This window comes from Neobacillus sp. C211, assembly GCF_051842875.1.
In the GTDB taxonomy this organism is placed as follows: domain Bacteria; phylum Bacillota; class Bacilli; order Bacillales; family Cytobacillaceae; genus Neobacillus.
This window is the reverse complement of record NZ_JBPXRO010000017.1, coordinates 95933-113935: the sequence shown is the minus strand read 5'-3', so window position 1 is coordinate 113935 and position 18003 is coordinate 95933. Positions and strand designations below refer to the sequence as shown.

General features: G+C 40.7%; 17 protein-coding genes and 1 pseudogene. 6 read left to right on the top strand and 12 right to left on the bottom strand.

All coding sequences use genetic code 11. From position 1 onward, the window contains the following. Together ACSU6B_RS17165 and ACSU6B_RS17160 are read right to left on the bottom strand one after the other, a co-directional pair. Positions 1–1731: an ABC transporter ATP-binding protein gene (locus ACSU6B_RS17165; RefSeq protein WP_410887022.1), complete on the bottom strand. Its 1731-nt coding sequence runs from the start codon at positions 1729–1731 to the stop codon at positions 1–3. Positions 1732–1911: 180 nt separating this feature from the next. Next, positions 1912–2262: an ASCH domain-containing protein gene (locus ACSU6B_RS17160; protein WP_168241356.1), complete on the bottom strand. Its 351-nt coding sequence runs from the start codon at positions 2260–2262 to the stop codon at positions 1912–1914. Between the two features lie 138 nt (positions 2263–2400). On the opposite strand from ACSU6B_RS17160, the gene ACSU6B_RS17155 reads away from it, so the two are divergent. After that, positions 2401–2655 carry a hypothetical protein gene (locus tag ACSU6B_RS17155; RefSeq protein WP_410887020.1) on the top strand — a complete coding sequence of 85 codons (255 nt, stop codon included), beginning with the start codon at positions 2401–2403 and terminating at the stop codon, positions 2653–2655. Between the two features lie 7 nt (positions 2656–2662). Here the strand turns inward: ACSU6B_RS17155 and ACSU6B_RS17150 are convergent, their stop codons facing one another. From ACSU6B_RS17150 to ACSU6B_RS17135, 4 genes are read right to left on the bottom strand one after another with little or no spacing between them, the layout of a single operon-like run. Further along, positions 2663–3463 (bottom strand): ABC transporter permease subunit, encoded by an 801-nt coding sequence (locus ACSU6B_RS17150; RefSeq protein WP_410887018.1) that lies wholly within the window; start codon positions 3461–3463, stop codon positions 2663–2665. Between the two features lie 23 nt (positions 3464–3486). Next, positions 3487–4284 (bottom strand): ABC transporter permease subunit, encoded by a 798-nt coding sequence (locus tag ACSU6B_RS17145; RefSeq protein ID WP_410887016.1) that lies wholly within the window; start codon positions 4282–4284, stop codon positions 3487–3489. Between the two features lie 4 nt (positions 4285–4288). After that, positions 4289–5173 (bottom strand): ABC transporter ATP-binding protein, encoded by an 885-nt coding sequence (locus ACSU6B_RS17140; protein WP_410887014.1) that lies wholly within the window; start codon positions 5171–5173, stop codon positions 4289–4291. 12 nt (positions 5174–5185) lie between these two features. After that, the gene (locus ACSU6B_RS17135; RefSeq protein ID WP_410887012.1) at positions 5186–5809 is read right to left on the bottom strand and encodes a TetR/AcrR family transcriptional regulator; all 624 of its coding nucleotides are present in this window, start codon (positions 5807–5809) and stop codon (positions 5186–5188) included. 220 nt (positions 5810–6029) lie between these two features. On the opposite strand from ACSU6B_RS17135, the gene ACSU6B_RS17130 reads away from it, so the two are divergent. Further along, complete coding sequence (locus ACSU6B_RS17130; RefSeq protein WP_410887010.1) at positions 6030–6998, top strand: nuclease-related domain-containing protein; 969 nt, start codon at positions 6030–6032, stop codon at positions 6996–6998. Positions 6999–7402: 404 nt separating this feature from the next. Continuing rightward, positions 7403–8635, top strand: coding sequence for a peptidase T (gene pepT, locus ACSU6B_RS17125; protein WP_410887008.1), 1233 nt, complete (start codon positions 7403–7405; stop codon positions 8633–8635). Positions 8636–8718: 83 nt separating this feature from the next. Here the strand turns inward: pepT and ACSU6B_RS17120 are convergent, their stop codons facing one another. Beyond that, positions 8719–9660, bottom strand: a complete 942-nt coding sequence (locus tag ACSU6B_RS17120; RefSeq protein WP_410887006.1) for a phosphotransferase — start codon at positions 9658–9660, stop codon at positions 8719–8721. A 162-nt stretch (positions 9661–9822) separates the two neighbouring features. On the opposite strand from ACSU6B_RS17120, the gene ACSU6B_RS17115 reads away from it, so the two are divergent. Continuing rightward, complete coding sequence (locus ACSU6B_RS17115; protein WP_168241366.1) at positions 9823–9948, top strand: DUF4023 domain-containing protein; 126 nt, start codon at positions 9823–9825, stop codon at positions 9946–9948. Positions 9949–10012: 64 nt separating this feature from the next. Here the strand turns inward: ACSU6B_RS17115 and ACSU6B_RS17110 are convergent, their stop codons facing one another. Both ACSU6B_RS17110 and ACSU6B_RS17105 read right to left on the bottom strand, forming a co-directional pair. After that, positions 10013–10618: a hypothetical protein gene (locus tag ACSU6B_RS17110; RefSeq protein WP_214997533.1), complete on the bottom strand. Its 606-nt coding sequence runs from the start codon at positions 10616–10618 to the stop codon at positions 10013–10015. Between the two features lie 13 nt (positions 10619–10631). Beyond that, on the bottom strand, positions 10632–11807 hold the full coding sequence (locus ACSU6B_RS17105) for an Alp7A family actin-like protein (protein WP_410887003.1): 1176 nt from the start codon (positions 11805–11807) through the stop codon (positions 10632–10634). 1211 nt (positions 11808–13018) lie between these two features. Here ACSU6B_RS17105 and ACSU6B_RS17100 point away from each other — a divergent pair. Continuing rightward, positions 13019–13168, top strand: a complete 150-nt coding sequence (locus ACSU6B_RS17100; protein ID WP_410887001.1) for a hypothetical protein — start codon at positions 13019–13021, stop codon at positions 13166–13168. Then, positions 13155–13766: pseudogene (locus ACSU6B_RS17095) on the top strand (protease); the annotation flags it as partial. The gene ACSU6B_RS17100 and the pseudogene ACSU6B_RS17095, both read left to right, overlap by 14 nt. 154 nt (positions 13767–13920) lie before the next feature. On the opposite strand, the gene ACSU6B_RS17090 reads toward ACSU6B_RS17095, so the two are convergent. The 3 genes from ACSU6B_RS17090 to ACSU6B_RS17080 all read right to left on the bottom strand — a co-directional run bounded on the left by ACSU6B_RS17090 (position 13921) and on the right by ACSU6B_RS17080 (position 17786). Continuing rightward, the gene (locus tag ACSU6B_RS17090) at positions 13921–15108 is read right to left on the bottom strand and encodes a L,D-transpeptidase family protein (RefSeq protein WP_410886999.1); all 1188 of its coding nucleotides are present in this window, start codon (positions 15106–15108) and stop codon (positions 13921–13923) included. 306 nt (positions 15109–15414) lie between these two features. Next, positions 15415–15870: a hypothetical protein gene (locus ACSU6B_RS17085; RefSeq protein WP_410886997.1), complete on the bottom strand. Its 456-nt coding sequence runs from the start codon at positions 15868–15870 to the stop codon at positions 15415–15417. A 119-nt stretch (positions 15871–15989) separates the two neighbouring features. Continuing rightward, on the bottom strand, positions 15990–17786 hold the full coding sequence (locus ACSU6B_RS17080; protein WP_410886995.1) for a hypothetical protein: 1797 nt from the start codon (positions 17784–17786) through the stop codon (positions 15990–15992). Between the last annotated feature and the right edge of the window lie 217 nt (positions 17787–18003).

The following is an 18003-nucleotide window of genomic DNA, read 5'->3' as shown; positions in this document are numbered from 1 at the left end:
CTACGGATGCACCTCCTTGCCGACTTGAGATTGGTAGATTTCCTGATAAACACGGCAATCCTTCAATAGTTCCTGATGTGTACCAACCCCAACAACTTCGCCGCGGTCGAGGACGACAATTTTATCGGCATCGATAATCGAGGTGATTCGCTGGGCAATTAATAAACAGGTAAGCCCTTTGGCATATTTCTTCAAGGCCTCCTTGATTTTCGCCTCGGTTGCGACGTCAACGGCACTTGTACTATCATCTAATATCAAAATTTCTGGTTTCTTTACTAAGGCTCTAGCAATGGAAATCCGTTGCTTTTGTCCGCCGGAAAAATTGACGCCCCCTTGGCCAATCCTTGTTTGGTAGCCTTCCGGTGACCTCTCAATAAAATCATGTGCCCCGGCCATGTTCGCTGCCGTAACCACTTCTGCATCCGTTGCCTCTTCATTACCCCAGCGAATATTTTCCGCGACACTCCCCGTAAACAAAATATTCTTCTGCGGCACGATCGCAATTTTCTCACGCAATTTCTTCGGACTGACCTGTTTACTATCAACACCGTCTACTTTAATCGTACCGCCCGACGTATCGTAGAAGCGGGGGATGAGTCCGACAAGCGTGCTTTTCCCTGATCCTGTTGAGCCGATGATTCCTACTGTCTCTCCTGGCAGGATGGTAAGATTAATATTTTTTAAGATTGGCTCGCCTGTTGCTAGTTCATAGGAAAAAGAAACATTTTCAAAGTCGATTCGGCCTTTTTCAATAGAATTTACTCTAAGTTCCTCATTCCAATAAACGTTATCCGCTTGAGAAAATACCTCATCGATTCTTCCTGCCGAGGCCTTTGCTCTGACAAACATCGTAAAAACCATCGAGATTATCATCAATGAAAATAGTATTTGCGTCATATAGTTGATAAAGGCAATAATATGGCCGACCTGAATATCGCCCGTATTCACACCATTTCCGCCGATCCAAAGGACAACAACTATCCCAAGATTAACGATGAGCATAACCGCTGGACTGAAGGAGGACATCAGTCGATTTGCTGAAATGGCTTGATTTTTATATTGGTCATTTACCTTCGTAAACTTACCAACCTCGACATCAAAGCGATTAAATGCTTTCACAACTCGGACCCCGGATAGGTACTCCCGCATGACACTATTCACCCGGTCCAATCCATTTTGAACACGGGAAAAGAGGGGAAAGCCCAATCTCATATTAAAGATGATTAATAGCGCAACAATTGGAACCACAACCGCCAGGACCACGGAAAGCTGCAGGTTTAACCGTGTGGCCATAATCAAACCGCCAATGGCTAGCAACGGGGCTTTGACAAAAACCCGCATCAATCCATTAACAAACACCTGAACTTGGGTCACATCATTCGTCAATCTGGTAACAAGGGAGGCGCGGTCAAATTTATCGACGTTCCTAAAAGTGAGCGTTTGAATTTTTTTAAATAAGTCAGACCTTAACTCCGTCCCGAAGTTTTGTGAAACAATACTAGCAACCACACTCCTGGCGGAAGCAGCAATCGCCCCACAAGCCGTAATCAGCAGCATCAAACCGCCCATTTTCAAAACATAGTTGATATCCTTGTTGGCCACACCTACATCAATAATTTTCGCCATAATAGTTGGCTGCATCAAATCACTAATCGCCTCAATGGTAAGGAATAAAACCGCTATGCTAAAAGATTTCCAGTACTTCTTTATGTATTTTGATAAAAATTTCATCCACTCACCCCAGCCTCTCGGAAATCCTTCTCTAGGAACATTATAAATTTTTTACTTCGATTAACCAACTAATTGACCTGCAAACGTAAAGGTATATTTCGAAGGCTTTTTTGGGATTATCATCGAAAATTCTATAAAAAAAGGGCCCACTTTTAAAAGTGGGCCTCGAGCATTTATAGACTATTTTTGAACAGGGCTAAACTCATGAACCCATACACGCATTTGCGGCAGCCATGGCATTCCAGGATGAATACTTAGAATCGATTGTTTATAGGCTTCCACATTTTCGAAGCCCTCACGGCGTGCATCATCATCCGTTAATTCACCTAATGACTGGGAATAGACACGGTCTACCACAAAGTCACGGCCTTCCAATGTCATGACTTCACCTGGGTCCGCATATCGCCCATTCCGTCGTGTCGCTGTTTTTTCACCTGAGAGTACTTTTTTCACATCTTCTTCTAGTGTCACTAAGCGTTCCACGGAACAAGTTTTTGGCGGCAAGGTATTGTTTTCATTTTGAGTTGTCATTCGCTTCTCCTCCTATTTCCAATTCATTAACCTATATTATCACTATCGTTATCATTAAATCCATTTTCAAGGAAAATTATACAACCTGTCCGCCTTTATCATGGTATTTAATGATTCCTTCAGCCTCTCCAGATAGGCGTGATTCCAAATGGGAAGAAATCCCGCCGTCATGGAGGCTGGAACTGCCAATCAAGCTATAATGACAATTTAGATCGAGCCAAAGAATTGATGGACAAAGCCTTTAACGGCCATGTTCAAATTTTTACAATTACAAACCCAAAAGCATTACCGCTCATTGATGGGATAAAGGCAAATATTAAGTTAGATACTCCTTCCTATAGCAAGCTATCAAGCGATATCAATACCCTTGTTAAAATGATGCGGGAAAAATAGTCTCTCCTTATGCATTTAAATCCTTCTTTTTATAAAAAGTGAAGGTCACTACTAATAATGCGGCAATGATAATCGCGGATATGAAGATGAAAATCGCCTCGAGTCCACCCCCAAACATCACATTTTTTGCATCAAAATATTTAAAGGGGGTGAAGTATTTCATGCCTTCAATGTTCTCATTCATATCAATCGCAATCGATAACATATACGTAAGTAGAAGGATACCAGTTGCTAGAGATGGAGCCGTTTTCGGTTTCTTTTTTACAGCTGCAAGCGCGCTCCCGATGACCAGAAACAAGACCTGTAAAATAAACATGCCTGCCATGGTAAGGGTGATACCGCCATTCACAGCTTCACCAGTGCGGTTGTATTTTCCAACCAGAATAATCAACGAACCCCAGGTGACAAGATTGAAGATGACAAGATTCGTGAAGGCAGCCAATAATTTTGCGCTAATAATGGTATTTCTGGAAACTGGTTTGACAAAGAGAAACTCCGCTGTTTTGTCCCGTTCTTCTTTGGCAATAATCGAGGCCCCGAGCATTGCTGCATGGATCGTTGCCATTAATAATAAATAAATATACAGCAAGGAATAATAACCGCTAATCTTTGATAAATCAACGACACCGAAACCCATGACTGCCTTCATCGATTTGGGCAGATCAGCAATCAGATCATTAATCGATTGGCCCGATGAGGAATAGGCCTCATATTTAGCCATGCCTGATGCCACCATGAGGAAGACACCGATGCTCCAAAATATCAGCGATTTCCGATAAGATTTCAGTTCTTTTAAAAATATATTCATGACCAAACCCCTCCATTTCGCAGCTATACAGCGTGGATATCCTTTTTGAGATAAACAAAATAACTCGCCGCGATGGCCAGAATGACAATAACGGCGCCAGCCACTAAAAAGGATGCTTCGAAGCTTTCATGTTTGATGATATGGGCGGTGTCAAAATACTTAAACGGCGAGATATACCGTTTCGCTTCCTCACCCGTTGTGCTGCTAAACATCCCCAGAAAATAGAACGCAAACACGGTCGTAAGGGAGACGGTCAATACAGACTTAATCTTAGGAACAATCACCGACATCAACACCCCTAAGGCGAGGAGAATCAGCTGGATAAAAAAAATCGTCAGTGAGAGCATAATAAGTACCTTCAGGCTAAAGTCATCTGTCTTGACTTGAAATGCCAGGATTATTGTTACAGCTAGGTAGACAATATTAGTCATGATGATTGAGACAAAGGCTGCCATCAGTTTGGCTGTTAATACAGTTGTCCGGGTAACAGGCTTCGTTAATAAAAAATCGGCTGTCTTTTCGCGGACTTCCTTACTGACAATGCTCGTGCCAAGATTCATCCCCTGAATCGCCCCGCACAACGTAATAAACGATAACGGGAAGCAATAGAAGCCCAGAATGGTAAAGAAATTCCCAAGATTAAAGCCGATGGCATTCCTGATTGCCTCGGGATAGCCTTCCATGATTTTTTGGAAATCCTCTGCATCCTTAGCAAAGGCAGGATAGAAGGACATAAATAGAGCGATGATCAACACTAACGAAACAGACCAAATAATCGTCGACTTCCGATAAGCCTTCAATTCATGAAAAAAGATATTCATAGTCTTAGGCCTCCTTTTCGTAGTAATGCATAAAGATCTCCTCAAGGTCTGGCTCTTCAATCCACAGATTCACAAGTTCAATGTCAGCAATCTTTTTCAAGATGGCATTGATGTTTCCTCTAAATAAAAAGCTAGTCGTCGTGTCCTTAACTTCTAAATTATTGACGCCGTTGATGTTGAAGCAACTTGGATCGAGCGGCGCTTTCGTTTCAATTTTGAACTTTTTATAGTTGTTTTCTTGTAAGGTACTAATCTTTTCAACCGTAACGATTTTACCTTCTTTAATGATGGCGACCCGGTTACATAGTCGTTGGACCTCGCTGAGGATGTGCGAGGAAAAAAGGATGGTTGCCCCTTTATTGTTCTCGTCCTCTAAGAGCTCAAAGAATTTTTGCTGCATGAGCGGGTCAAGTCCGCTCGTTGGTTCGTCAAGGATAATCAGCTTCGGTTCATGGAGAAGTCCCTGAACAATGCCAACCTTCTTTTTATTTCCCAGGGAGAGGTCATCGATTTTTTTATTAAGATCCAAATCCAGGATGTTTGCTAATTCTATAATTCTCTTACTGCAATCTTTTTTATAAAAACTAGCTGAATATTTTAATAGGTCCTTAACCTTCATATTGTCATAGTAAAAAACTTCAGAAGGCAAATAACCGATTTCCTTTTTAACTTCAGGTGCAAATTGAACACAGTCTTTGCCAAAGATGGTCACACTGCCGCTGGTAGGGTAAATGAGGGACAAAAGGGTCCGGATCGTGGTTGATTTACCGGCACCATTTGGGCCAATGAAACCAAAAATCTCGCCTTCTTCGACATGAAAGCTAATGTCCGTGATCCCCCTTGACTTGCCATACGTCTTTGTCAGATTTTTGATTTCAATTACATTCATCGTGACAGCCTCCTATTTGTAGAAACATTTAATTAAAACCTCAAAATACTCCTTTGCTTCGGCTTGGATCGCTTGATAATTAAACTCGTGGGTTGGCGACAACTTAGCTTTTTCAATTGCTTCATCACTCATCTTTTCAAACGTCCAGTTGATGATTTTTATGATTTTTGTCAGATCGACATCATCTCTAAATTTCGAGAAATCAATGCCCTCATACGCTTTTTCCATATTGATCTGTGTTAGTTCTGATTTTTTTCTATCAAATTCAACCTTAATTTCAGCAGATTCCTCCAAAAATACTTCTTGGATAAATTTAAAGATATCTGGATACGTCCCAAGCATATCCGCTTTGATCATGATGGCATGGCTCATACGCCTAAAAAAGTCAGTCTCTTTGAAATTAATTTTCTTGTAAAATTCGTCGGTAACGAGTTCGTAGCAATAATCAAATAAAAATAAGAACAGCTGCTTTTTGTTCTGAAAATAATGAAAGAGCAATCCCTTTGAAATACCCGCCTCTTTGACGATTTCATTGGTCGATGCTCGGTCATATCCTTTCTCAGCAAATTCCTTTATGGCGGCATTAATAATTCTGTCTTGTTTTTCTTTATCTAAGTTGAGAAATTTTGAAAACATTGTCGCTGCCCTCCTTTTTCGGCTATTGACCACATCAGTCAACCACATTGTACTCCCGTTGACCCATTCGGTCAATAGCAATCAAGCCCTATTTTTTTACAAAAATATGAAATAGTTGTTTGATGTATAGTATGGCCTTCGGGGACGTGCTACGATGCAAGATGACGGATAGATTTTAAGGAGGTGATCGAAGATTATTATTAAAGACAGAGATGTATCATTGACGTTAGAAGGATTAATTGCAGCTCAGCAGCGGTTATCAGCTGGCCATTCCCTCCAGCCAGTACTGGCAGCTAAACGAGCGTCCGTTGAGGCGGGTATTGGCGGAGAGGAAAGAGTAGCAGAAGTCTTCCGGAAGCACTCATTTTCAGCAGAACATCAAGTTTTCCACGATTTATCTCCCGCATGGTCTGAAAATTTTCAAATGGATACGTTTGGGCTGACTCCTTGGGGTGGTGTGGTTTTAGAGGTAAAAAATATTGGCGGAAGCCTGGAGTTCAAGGACAATCCTCCTCAATTAATTCGAACACGTGAGGATGGACACAAGGATGGTTTTGAGAATCCTGTTGTCCAATTGGAAAGAAATCGTGGGTTAATTAGTGATTGGTTTCTGAATCGAAACATCTCGCTCCCAATCTACGGGGCAGTCGTTTTGGCTTACCCGAAACAAATGGTTACCGTTCCCCCTGCAAAGACTAAAATCTTGTTCCCCAGCTTAATCCCCTCATTTATGAAAAGCATCCCACAACAAGCAAATAAGTTGGACCAAGAAACCCTTCATTGGCTGTCTGCCGAACTTCTAAAAAGTCATCAACCATTTATCCCAAAACCGATATGCGCGGCCTACGGTATTCCTTTAGAGGATTTTCGTTCTGGGGTGAGGTGCTTGCCATGCGGCAGGTTTGGCATGGTGAAGCTGCCCCGGACCTGGTGCTGCCCATATTGTGGAGCGAATGATCATCTTGCCCACCTTAGGACTTTACGAGAGTGGTTTTTGATTTGTAATAGGACCATCACGAATAAGGAATGCCGGGAGTTTTTGGGAGTTGATGATATCCATACGGCCAAACGCATATTGCTAAGTATGAATTTGCGAAGCCAAGGGACTTATCGAGATCGTTGTTATTTTATGGATTTTAGCTGTAAAAACCTCAGCCAGAACCAGGAAACCATAATAATTCGCAAGTGAGGAGTAGTTTCGCCAGTAAAGTGGACTTATCCGCCAGTAAATAGCGCCTACCCGCCATTATTGGATGCGTATCCGCCAGTTATTTCGGCTTACGCCAGTAAAGTGTGCTCATTCCGCCAGTAAATAGCGCCTACCCGCCAGTATTGGATGCTTATCCGCCAGTTATTTCGGCTTACGCCAGTAAAGTGTGCTCATCCGCCAGTAAATAGCGCCTACCCGCCAGTATTGGATGCGTATCCGCCAGTTATTTCGGCTTGCGCCAGTAAAGTGTGTTCATCCGCCAGTAATTGGCTCTTATCCGCCAGTAAACCACACCACTCAAAAAGTTTCTGAAAGCGTGTAACCGCTCTCTCATAGTGATATGATAATCATGAATTCATCCAAAAAAGGGGAGTGTAGTGCAATTGAAAAACGAACTCATTGAAAGATTTACTTCCTATGTAAAAGTGGACACACAATCCAATGAAAACAACGAAACTTGTCCATCAACAGAGGGGCAGTGGACATTAGCTCGCATGCTTGTCGAGGAATTACAATCCAACGGGATGCAAGAAGTTACAATCGACGAGAACGGCTATGTGATGGCGACCTTACCGTCAAACACAGAAAAAGAAGTGCCCACCATCGGCTTCCTGGCCCATGTCGACACTGCCACGGACTTTACCGGAAAAGGCGTTAACCCGCAAATCGTCGAAAATTATGATGGCAACGAAATCGTCTTAAATGAGGCGCTAAAAGTTGTGATGTCTCCGAAGGATTTTCCAAGCCTACCCGACTATAAAGGACACACCCTAATCACAACTGACGGAACCACATTGCTTGGAGCGGACAACAAAGCTGGCATCACTGAAATCATGACAGCAATGGCTTACCTGATTAACCATCCGGAAATTAAGCACGGTAAGGTCCGCGTTGCGTTCACCCCAGATGAGGAAATTGGCAGAGGTCCACATAAGTTTGACGTTGCGGCCTTCCATGCGAAGCATGCTTATACCGTCGATGGCGGTCCGCTAGGGGAGTTAGAATACGAGAGCTTCAACGCGGCAGCAGCGAAAATCACGATCAAAGGTAACAATATTCACCCCGGTTCCGCAAAAGACAAAATGGTCAACTCAATGAAAATTGCGATGGAATTACATAGCCAACTTCCAGCACAGGAAGCTCCAGAACATACTGAAGGATACGAAGGCTTCTTCCATCTGCTATCATTCAATGGTGATGTCGAACTAACAAAGCTCCACTATATTATCAGAGATCATGACATGGAAACCTTCAAGTCGAGAAAAGCGTTGATCGAAAACATCGTCAATGGACTCAAGGCCAAATACGGCACAGACACCATCAATCTTGAATTGAACGATCAATATTACAACATGGGTGAAAAAATCAAGCCGGTCATTGAAATTGTCGACATTGCCCATGAAGCGATGGTGAACTTAGACATTAAGCCAATTGTTAAACCAATCCGCGGCGGCACCGATGGCTCCCAGCTTTCTTACATGGGACTGCCAACCCCAAATATCTTTACAGGCGGCGAAAATTTCCACGGCAAATTTGAATTTATCTCCGTGGATAATATGATCAAAGCTACCAACACCGTCATTGAAATCATAAAATTGACAGAACAAAAAGCGTAAATCACACAATAAAGCTAACCTTACATGAACCATGCTTACTATACACAAAAAAGCTAACCTTGCATGAACCAAGGTTAGCTTTTTCATAAAATAAGAGCTGCTGCGCACTGTTGAAGACTCGAAACAGTTTCTTCAAGCTGGGTGTTTAGTTGCTCAACAGACCATTTCCCGCCGTTCTCCACTAGGTCCTTCTGAATCAGCAGGATCATCCACATCGAAAACACAGACGCAAATAAATAATACTCTTTGAAAAAACAATCTCGATCGATCTCAAACTTAACCAGATTTAGATAGGACTCCAAGATTCGATCCCTAAGTGGACTCGTTATTTTTTTCGGGAAGAGGGGATGCGACATATCGATGAGATGGTACAAATCCCAGTGCGGTGAATTAATATGAGTATGCTCCCAGTCCAAAATCTTCAATTCATCGCCGACGATTGCAAAATTCCCCGTATGTAAATCGCCATGAGTTAATACCTTTTTTTCCAAAAATTCTAAGTGATTAATTTGTGAGAAAATAGCATCGATGAGCTCTTCCTCGATTTTTAACGAAGGCAATAAACGGTAAAACTCCTTCTTTTTCACACAAACAGCTGATACTATTTGCTCTATTTTTGGCTTCAATCCTGTTAACGGGACATTTCCTAATTCCTCAATTGGGAGCGAATGCCACCACGCCACCCATTTGATCACACCTAGTACACTTTCTTCATTAAATTCGTGGGAGAGTGGGCCAAGATCCTCAAGGATCATCCAATTTAATTCAGTCCGTTCACTTATCGAGCAGGAGATAATTTTTGGATAAATTGCTGGAAATATGGGAAGAATATGTTCATGGACCCAGACCTCTTTGCCTAACTGGCCATCGTTTGTCAGTGGTTTAAAAATATAGCTAGTTGATGGAGTTAGATAGAATCTCTCCACAAATCTCCCATTCATCCCCTTATAGAGGATTTCTTTTTTGAGGATGATCTCCTCATTTAATTTCCCGTTGGCCCGGACAATATTGTTAGGCATTACCATCGGCTCACCACCGTATCTATTAATAGTTTCATAGATTTATTTATTTTCAACTATGACTATAATGTTTATTCTTATTCACAACAAATGAAATGCATTACAGAATATTTCCGACTTGTTTGGTCAAAATAACATTGGTTCGATTTTTCAAGGAGGTTAGGCAGAATGGATAACAGAAGTACACACGAATTTGTAGAACAGCTGCATGAAAAACAGGAAAAAGATAAGAAAAATAAAGAACGGCAAGCAACAGGCCAAAAAAGTCAAAGGATGCCTAATAAACAGCATTAATTACGAAAAAGGACCAAACCTCTCAGCCGCGCATAGGCGGTGTGTGAGGTCTGGCCCTTTTAAATTACTTATTCATGTTTGCAAGAAAACCGCCAAGTAAGTCGTCGATATCCGGCTCGACTTCGTTTTCCTCTTCTTCAATTAACGGTTGCTTTTCTTTTGCACTTTCCCAATCAAACTCACTGAGGTCATCTTCCATATCACTTAAGTCGATAGGGGAGGTCGGGACCTCCTTACCTACAGCGACCTGCAGATAACTTTCATCTCTTTGAAGTTCCTCGGGAAATACTTCTTCCTGAAGGTACAAAGCTTCGTCGATATCGATTGAATGACTATTTAATGAAGCAAGCAGCGAAGTCGAACGGACTGGGTCAGAAATCAGCTGATAAAGAATACTTCCCAGCAAGGCTTCTGAATGCTCATGCTTTAACCAATTTCGCTGGGCTTTCGTTAACTTCTGGGGGAGGGGGATCGTAATTGTCTCCTTTTCCCTCGAAACAGAACTACTCACACCTTGCATCACAAACTCAGCAATTTTACTGGAAAAATTCCTTCTTTCTGTATCCTTCAACTTTTGTAAATGTTTTAAAATATGGTCAGGTGTATCAGAGGGGATACGAAAGGATATCGCTTGACCCCGCTGAACCTCATTTTGGGCTGCTTTTTTCATATAATCACCTTACTTAGCTTTTTACAGGTTCAACTCTAACTGGTTTTTGTTTCTCTGCTTTACGAACAAAGTCGTTGATAAGTTTATAATAAGCATTGGCCATCATCCAAATACTCTCTTTTTCATCTTCAAAGAAATCTATATTATAACCTTCTAAATTATTATTTAACGTTTTAAGATATTCCTTTAAGACATTGGCTCCGCCACCCACAAAGTAGCAAATTTCTGTTTGCGAGTTTCTCTGCCAAACATTACGTAATAAACGATATTGCTTTTTAGCTAAATCAAGCAGGATTCGATCGGTAATATCATGAACGCTTGTACGGCTTCCTTTAACCATAATATGATTACGATCGCTTTTCTTAGTGATAATCTCAACCACATCACGACGGCTATCAAGTTCGACTCCATGCTTTGTTCTAATCTCTTCGCGAATGGCTTCTAATGATTCTGAAACCCCTAGATTAAACCCTTGTGCTTTATCATCATCAACATTACGATTTTTGATGACTGCAATATCAGTTGATAATCCGCCGATATCTTGAATTAAGATACGCTTATCAATAAGTTCCTTATTGATTATTTTCCCGCTGTTGTCCAAAACAAGGTTAATAAATGCAGCGAATCCTTCAGGATATACTTTTACTTCTTCAAATTTAATATTTACTTTCAATCCTTGGTACTTTGGTGTGACAAGGAATTCAACTTGATGAACGGAACCAACTAATTTAGAACGATAGCCAGCATCCTTGCCTTCTTTTACTTCACGAAGGGGAAGACCTGTTCCCAATGTATAGTTAGCATCAATCACATTTTTAGTTCGTGGGAAAGCATGTGAATTATTTTCCTTTACTGCGTCTAAAGCTAATGTTGCAAAAAGCATAATTAACGTTTGATCTTCCTCTGATTTGCTGCTGCCAGGGTCTAGTTCTGTGGCGTTAATACTTTTAGTAGCTAAATTACCAATACGATAAATTCCGTTGTTCTCTTTTAAAGCAGGGGAGTGGACTTTGATGTGAATTCCATCCAATGGATTTTTATTATCAAGTTCTTCAATCCCAATAACAGGTCGATCTTCTGTATCCCTAGCAATAATGTTAGGAATATTCAATTCATAGTCCAGTTCTCCGAAAATGGCCTTAATGGAGTCATTCCCAACATCAATAGCTGCAACTCTGGATTTAGTCATAAACATCATTCCTCTTCATTTATAGATTTATTTTTTTATAGAAGTTATGTAATTTTAGTTACACCTTTAAGGGTATAGAAGATTGATAGATTCTTCAATGATTTATAAGTAAAAAAAATATAACTGTAAAAATGTAAACAACATGTAAACTTCAGGAAGATGTAAACATTATTGTATACAACGATAACAAATTTGTAAACATCCTGCATTTCCAAAATGTACACGATTTTGTATACATGTAAACACTTTCGTAAACACAAAGTATACAAATTGTAAACAAGTACACATAAACTGCAAACATGTATACGATAATGTATACAATCATACAATTAACGTAAACATGTATGCAAAATTGTATACTTGCCAATGACACCCTGTCCGATCCACCCTATTTTAATCATTACTTTCCTTAGAAAAAAAGCACACCATAAGGAGCACTTTAACTATTAATTTCTCATGAGGGAGGAAGAAGGACACAGGTCCCCTACTCTTCAAACATCGAATTGGCAACCATATCTTTTCCTACATATAAAGAACTACCATTTCTCCTTGTAATTTTACCAACCCGTCACTACTTCATTTTTACTATTAAGTTTGTATTCCTCTAACAAATTGGAACTATTTGAATCAACAGCCTCTTCTTTGTCGAGATAATCCCACTGATTGTTGCTGACAAGAGCTTGAGGATTATTATTCATGTTATATCATCGAGAACGCATCATCTGCCTTCAGAGCTTATCTAGCCAGTCTTCATGAGACGAGGAGTATCCAAACAACAACATTCCCCACCGTCCGCTAGCCAGCCTGGTTTCAGGTATTCCTGTTATCAAATTTTTTGTAAACAATGATTACAAACATGTATACACTGCGCCATTACGCGATGTGTACGAGTTTGTATACAAGTTTACACATTTGTAAACACGAAGTATACAAAACGTAAACATGTATACGAAAATGTAAACTTTTCGATTTACCCCCACAGTCCGCTCTCACATAGATTTATGTTCCCCTCCCCTCTTCTAAAATCGTTAACTATTAAACTATTAAACCAGCCTTCTTGTAAATATTTAATCTATAAATTTGTTATTAATTAGCGAAGAATTGAAGATTATCACTATTTTTGTCGTAATATAATTTTAATATTCACAACATTCAGTCACTATTGTATGATTAAAAATGCACAATATACACATTAATTAGGGAGAATACGTTTGGTAAAGAAAAATCGAGCACTGAAGGTTTTTTCTAGTATTACCGCAAGTACGATTGTTGCTTCCAGCTTGTTTGTTGGAACGCTGGGAGGCTCTACCTTAGCACCAAAGTCCGCAGCAGCAGCTACAAAAACGTGGACTATACATTGATGATATCTCAATTACAGCAGGTACTAACACTGTTCTTGATGATGATGCTGAAGGCGTATCTAAATTCACATTAGATGGTTTTACTAAAGACAAAGGTAAATTCCTTTCTAAACATTACTATTTACTAGAATGGAGAACCCATAACGGTGTTGACCAAGGCCTAGCTCATATCCGTCGTGGAGCAAGCTTAATGTCCTATGATCCAGGTCTTGTTGTCTGGTATGTTGATGAAACCTATGACAACAACTGGACTGGAATACACCCAGGAGACGGCTTCTTAGGAGTCGTAGACGCCGACCAGCATACAACCTATTGGAGTGATAAAGCCGTTGCGGCTACTCGTTACCAAGTCCATGATGCGGCATTTGGGCTTAGCAAAACAGATAAAATGTTCTTAGACTATTCTAATATCCCAGGATTTGGTGTCACAATGAAAGATAACTTCTCTCAACGTAACCCATTATTTGATGACAGCGCAAACTACAGTAACTCTGGACTCGTTGATGCTGGCCGTAAGGTGCCAAATTACGGATTAAAATTCCGTGTGGTTGGGGAAAGTCCTGATGGTACAGTAGGTAAAGTCTTAATCTTCAAATAAACTAATAAAAAACCTACCTTCAGAAGCTTCTGAGGGTAGGTTTTTGCTTGTCTATGTCCATTAAATATTCAGGCTTTACTGCAAAAAAAAGCACCTGCAAGAGGCACTTTAAGGTATCTATTAATCTATGAGGCATTATATCCTGCCAACCTATTTACCCTTCACTCATCGCGCTAGCAACCATGTCAGCACCTACATACAGGTAATACCATTTCTCCTTATAATTCAACCAACCAGTCACTACCGACTCTTGACTGCTAAGTTTGTATTTTTCCTCTAATAAATTGGACCGATTTGCCGTTACTTCTTCATTTTTGCCGAGGTAATCCCACTGACTATTGTTGGCAAGAGCCTGAGTATTTTTCAAGACACCACTACCATTGAGATAGAACCAACGGCCTTCCGAATTGACCCAGCCCGTTTTCATCAATCCTGAATTATCGAGATAGTACCATTCTCCAGCATCTGCTAGCCAGCCAGTTTTCATGGCTCCACTGCTATCAAGATAGTACCGATTCTCAAGCATAGATAACCAACCTGTTTTCATTACACCTTTGTTATCAAGATAATATTCCTTCCCACCGTCTGCGACCCAGCCTGTTCTCATCGCACCTGTTTGATCGAGATAATATTTATTTCCATCATCGTCCAGCCATCCCGTTTTCATTTCACCTTTGTTATCGAGATAATATTTCTTATCACCCTGGGTTATCCAACCGGTTTTCATTACACCAGCTTCATCAAAGAAATACCTTTTTCCGTCTATCGACTGCCAGCCCGTTTTTACTTGGCCATCCACATAATAATACTTATTGCCGCTAAGTTCCACCCAGCCACTGCCATAACCGTTGGCCTTTGCAATCGAATCAAAGCTGCTATTTGAATGGGTGATGACTACCAATGTATACTTATTGACATGGCTATAAAGCCAACGTACTTCCGAATTGTGCATCCGTACACAACCTGAACTTGCATAAGTACCAATTGAATTTTCATTTGCATTCCCATGAATAGCATAGGTGGTACCATAGGTGCCCCTTGCTTCTAATCCCAGCCAACGATTACCTAGCGGGTTGCGAGAATCTCCACCCGGAATTTTCAATTTATAATAGGGGCGATTAACGATCTTAGTTACAATTCTAAAAGTTCCTTCCGGTGTAAGAGACCTTGATCTTCCAGTAGCAACGCTGAATGTTCTAACTAATTTACCACTATCATAGAATGCAAGGGTATTTGTCTTTTTATTAATAATAATTAACTGTGACCCACTGCTTGCATCTGCTTGGCCTGTAAATAAGAATACACTGAACAGCAAAACAAAAATAATAGATAGTTTTTTCATCGTAATCTCCCCAATTATGTAGTTTTTACTAAAAGTAACATATGTAATCAGAATATTTTGTCAAAAATTGGAGATAAAATGGTGATAATTTCCTGTCTATTTAGAAATTTAGTTTGTAAATCTTTACTTTTTCGACATATTACTTCTCATTCCATCTCTTAATAAATCCTATAAAAAAGGAGAAGAGAGGTAATCTCTCTTCTCTAGCTATGAAGATTATGTAAGTATTGTCACTGCAAAGAAAAAAACTTTACCCTACTTCTCTTTCATTGACATAATCTTACAAACTCAAGTTGTAACTCATCCTTATCTGCTAGGCAATTTCACCACAGATGAAAACTGTACATTTGTTGTATGCGCAGTTTGGTGCTGAATGGTTTTGCCGTTACGAAGGGTTACATCAACACTGTTTGCGACCGAATGGCTTCCTGATGCCTGGATCACTTGGCTTGGCTCTAAAGTAGCAGCTGTTTGATCCACACCACCACTTGCACTATTATCACCCAGGTCTACAGAAGTAGAACCTGATTGCGTTGCAGTTGCAGGTCCTGAAGTATTTGCAGCTTGTACTTGTGCACCATTGGCGCTTCCTGCATTTACTCCACTTGAACTGTGGCTAGTGGTTGATTGGATTCCAAAATACTTACTCCGAGATGGAGTAACACTTTGAGTTTGAGAAACCTCTGCAGCGCTAGCAGCACTGCCTATACCTGCAGTTAATAATCCAACTGCCAATAAAGAACCTACGCTTTTTTTCAACATAACCAAACCCTCCAAAGTTTTCTAATATAATCAAGAAATAATGACTGCACCATTTTTTAACAGAAAGCTCCATCCAGCAAAGTACCAGATGGAGCTGAATTCATTTTAAAGTCTATAAATTAATGTGCACTTTGTCCTTGAATGACAACTGAACTAGAACCTTGAGTTTGGCTGATGTTAGCACCAACCGCAGTTGCTGTTTGATTTTTAGTGCTGCTAGCAGCCTGTCTTTGTTTTGCACTACCAGAAGCAGCTTGTGCCTGTTGAGTAGTAGTTTCTGCTGCTTGAGTTTGATCATTATTTACCCCTGCAGTAGTAGCAGATTGGCTAGTAGCCTCAGCAGCTGCTTGGTCTTGTTCAACATTGCCTTCTCCAGCTTGAGTTTGAGTAGTTTCAGCTGCTGCAACTTGAGCTTGGTCGTTAGCTACGCCTGTAGCATCAGCTTCTTGAGATGTAGCAGTAGCGGCAGCTTGCTCTTGGTCCGCACCGGAGACTGCTGCTTGACCTTGAGTTGTTTCATTAGCTGCTACTTGTTCTTGGTCATTTGCTGCGCCTGTTGAAACTGCAACTTGAGCTGTTTCATTACCAGAAGCTTGCTCTTGATCAGTGCCTAATGCACCAGCTTGTTCTTGAGTTGTTCCATTAGCTGCTACTTGAACTTGATCATTGGCTACACCGGTTGTATCAGCCACTTGGGTAGTTTCGTTTCCAGCAGCTTGACCTTGGCTTGCACCGAAAGCTCCTTCTTGAGCTTGGGAAGTGGCATCCACTGATACTTGTGCTTGGTCGTTATTTTTTCCTTCAGCCCATGCATCTTGTTCTGTACTATTAGCAGAACCTTGACCTTGAACTACGCCTACTCCAACGGCAGCTTGGTCTTGTTCAGTAACACCTACAGCAGCTTGAACTTGATCATTCTTTTTGCCATCGGCAACAGCATTTTGCACTGAATCATTTGCTGATCCTTGAGCTTGAAGAATGCCTGCACCTAGCGCTAATTGGTCTTGTTCAGTTACTGTTGCATTTACTTGGGCTTGATCATTTTTATACCCATAAGCGTCTTGATATTGTGATGAACTGTTAGCAGAACCTTGTAATTGACCAATCAATAGGCCTGCTGCTGCTTGACCTTGAGAGCCAACATTAACGTTCGCTTGAGCCTGATCATTCTTGGCTCCAGTTGCCACTTGTGTTTGGTCGCCAACATTTGCAGAACCTTGAAGCTGGCCGATAAGCGCACCTAAAGCACCTTGAGCTTGCGCCCCTTTATTGACAGAAGCTTGACCTTGGCTGTTGCCAAAACCGCCAGCTGATTGATCTTGAACATTAGAATTTCCTGATCCTTGACCCTGACCAATTAAAACACCCAATGCACCTTGAAGTTGAGCATTTTTATTCTTGCTAGATTGGTCTTGGTTATTAAATGCACCGCTTGTATTTTGATATTGAGCAGTCCCGCTTCCAGAGCCTTGAGCTTGCAAAATTAGCGCGCCCAATGCACCTTGGCCTTGAAGTGAAGTATCTTTAGAACTTTGTTTTTGTTTTGATTTAAAATCATTGGCTGCATTTTGATCTTGAATCGATAGTTTTGATGCCCCTTGATTTTGGCTAATAAGGGCACCAGCTGCTCCTTGAAGTTGAACAGATGTTTTTGACGCCTTTTGTTTTTCCTTTGTTTTAAAGGAATGTGCAGCCGTTTGGAATTGGCCTGTTGCATCACCAGCTCCTTGATTCTGCGATATAAATGACCCTAACGCAGCACTAGCTCCATATTGGTTAGAATTGGCGACATGTTTTTGGTTTACACCATAAGATGCAAAAGCAGAGGTAGAACCAAGTAAAGTTCCTGCAATCACACCTACGCTTACTACCTTCTTCATGTTAAGAACGTTTTTAATTTTCAAATAATTTTTCACCTTTCATTCCTCCACTATAAATATTTGGAAATTTGTTTCCCAAACTTAGTATACGACCTTCCTATGTCGTAAGAAAAACCCCATATTCGTCCATTTTTTCCATATAAAGAACAAAATTCGTTCGTTATTAAGGTGTATCTCTCTTTTTCTTTATTTTTCATTTTTTTACCACAAAATGAAAATATAGCTTAACTACCGATAAAACTACCGATATATA

What these genes read in the sequence shown, in the direction of transcription:
- ACSU6B_RS17165 (WP_410887022.1), bottom strand. Translation starts at nt 1,731, where the DNA reads ATGAAATTTTTATCAAAATACATAAAGAAGTACTGGAAATCTTTTAGC.
- ACSU6B_RS17110 (WP_214997533.1), bottom strand. Translation starts at nt 10,618, where the DNA reads ATGAAAAAAGCAGCCCAAAATGAGGTTCAGCGGGGTCAAGCGATATCC.
- ACSU6B_RS17150 (WP_410887018.1), bottom strand. Translation starts at nt 3,463, where the DNA reads ATGAATATATTTTTAAAAGAACTGAAATCTTATCGGAAATCGCTGATA.
- ACSU6B_RS17160 (WP_168241356.1), bottom strand. Translation starts at nt 2,262, where the DNA reads ATGACAACTCAAAATGAAAACAATACCTTGCCGCCAAAAACTTGTTCC.
- ACSU6B_RS17120 (WP_410887006.1), bottom strand. Translation starts at nt 9,660, where the DNA reads ATGGTAATGCCTAACAATATTGTCCGGGCCAACGGGAAATTAAATGAG.
- ACSU6B_RS17115 (WP_168241366.1), top strand. Translation starts at nt 9,823, where the DNA reads ATGGATAACAGAAGTACACACGAATTTGTAGAACAGCTGCATGAAAAA.
- ACSU6B_RS17085 (WP_410886997.1), bottom strand. Translation starts at nt 15,870, where the DNA reads ATGTTGAAAAAAAGCGTAGGTTCTTTATTGGCAGTTGGATTATTAACT.
- ACSU6B_RS17105 (WP_410887003.1), bottom strand. Translation starts at nt 11,807, where the DNA reads ATGACTAAATCCAGAGTTGCAGCTATTGATGTTGGGAATGACTCCATT.
- ACSU6B_RS17090 (WP_410886999.1), bottom strand. Translation starts at nt 15,108, where the DNA reads ATGAAAAAACTATCTATTATTTTTGTTTTGCTGTTCAGTGTATTCTTA.
- ACSU6B_RS17145 (WP_410887016.1), bottom strand. Translation starts at nt 4,284, where the DNA reads ATGAATATCTTTTTTCATGAATTGAAGGCTTATCGGAAGTCGACGATT.
- ACSU6B_RS17135 (WP_410887012.1), bottom strand. Translation starts at nt 5,809, where the DNA reads ATGTTTTCAAAATTTCTCAACTTAGATAAAGAAAAACAAGACAGAATT.
- ACSU6B_RS17140 (WP_410887014.1), bottom strand. Translation starts at nt 5,173, where the DNA reads ATGAATGTAATTGAAATCAAAAATCTGACAAAGACGTATGGCAAGTCA.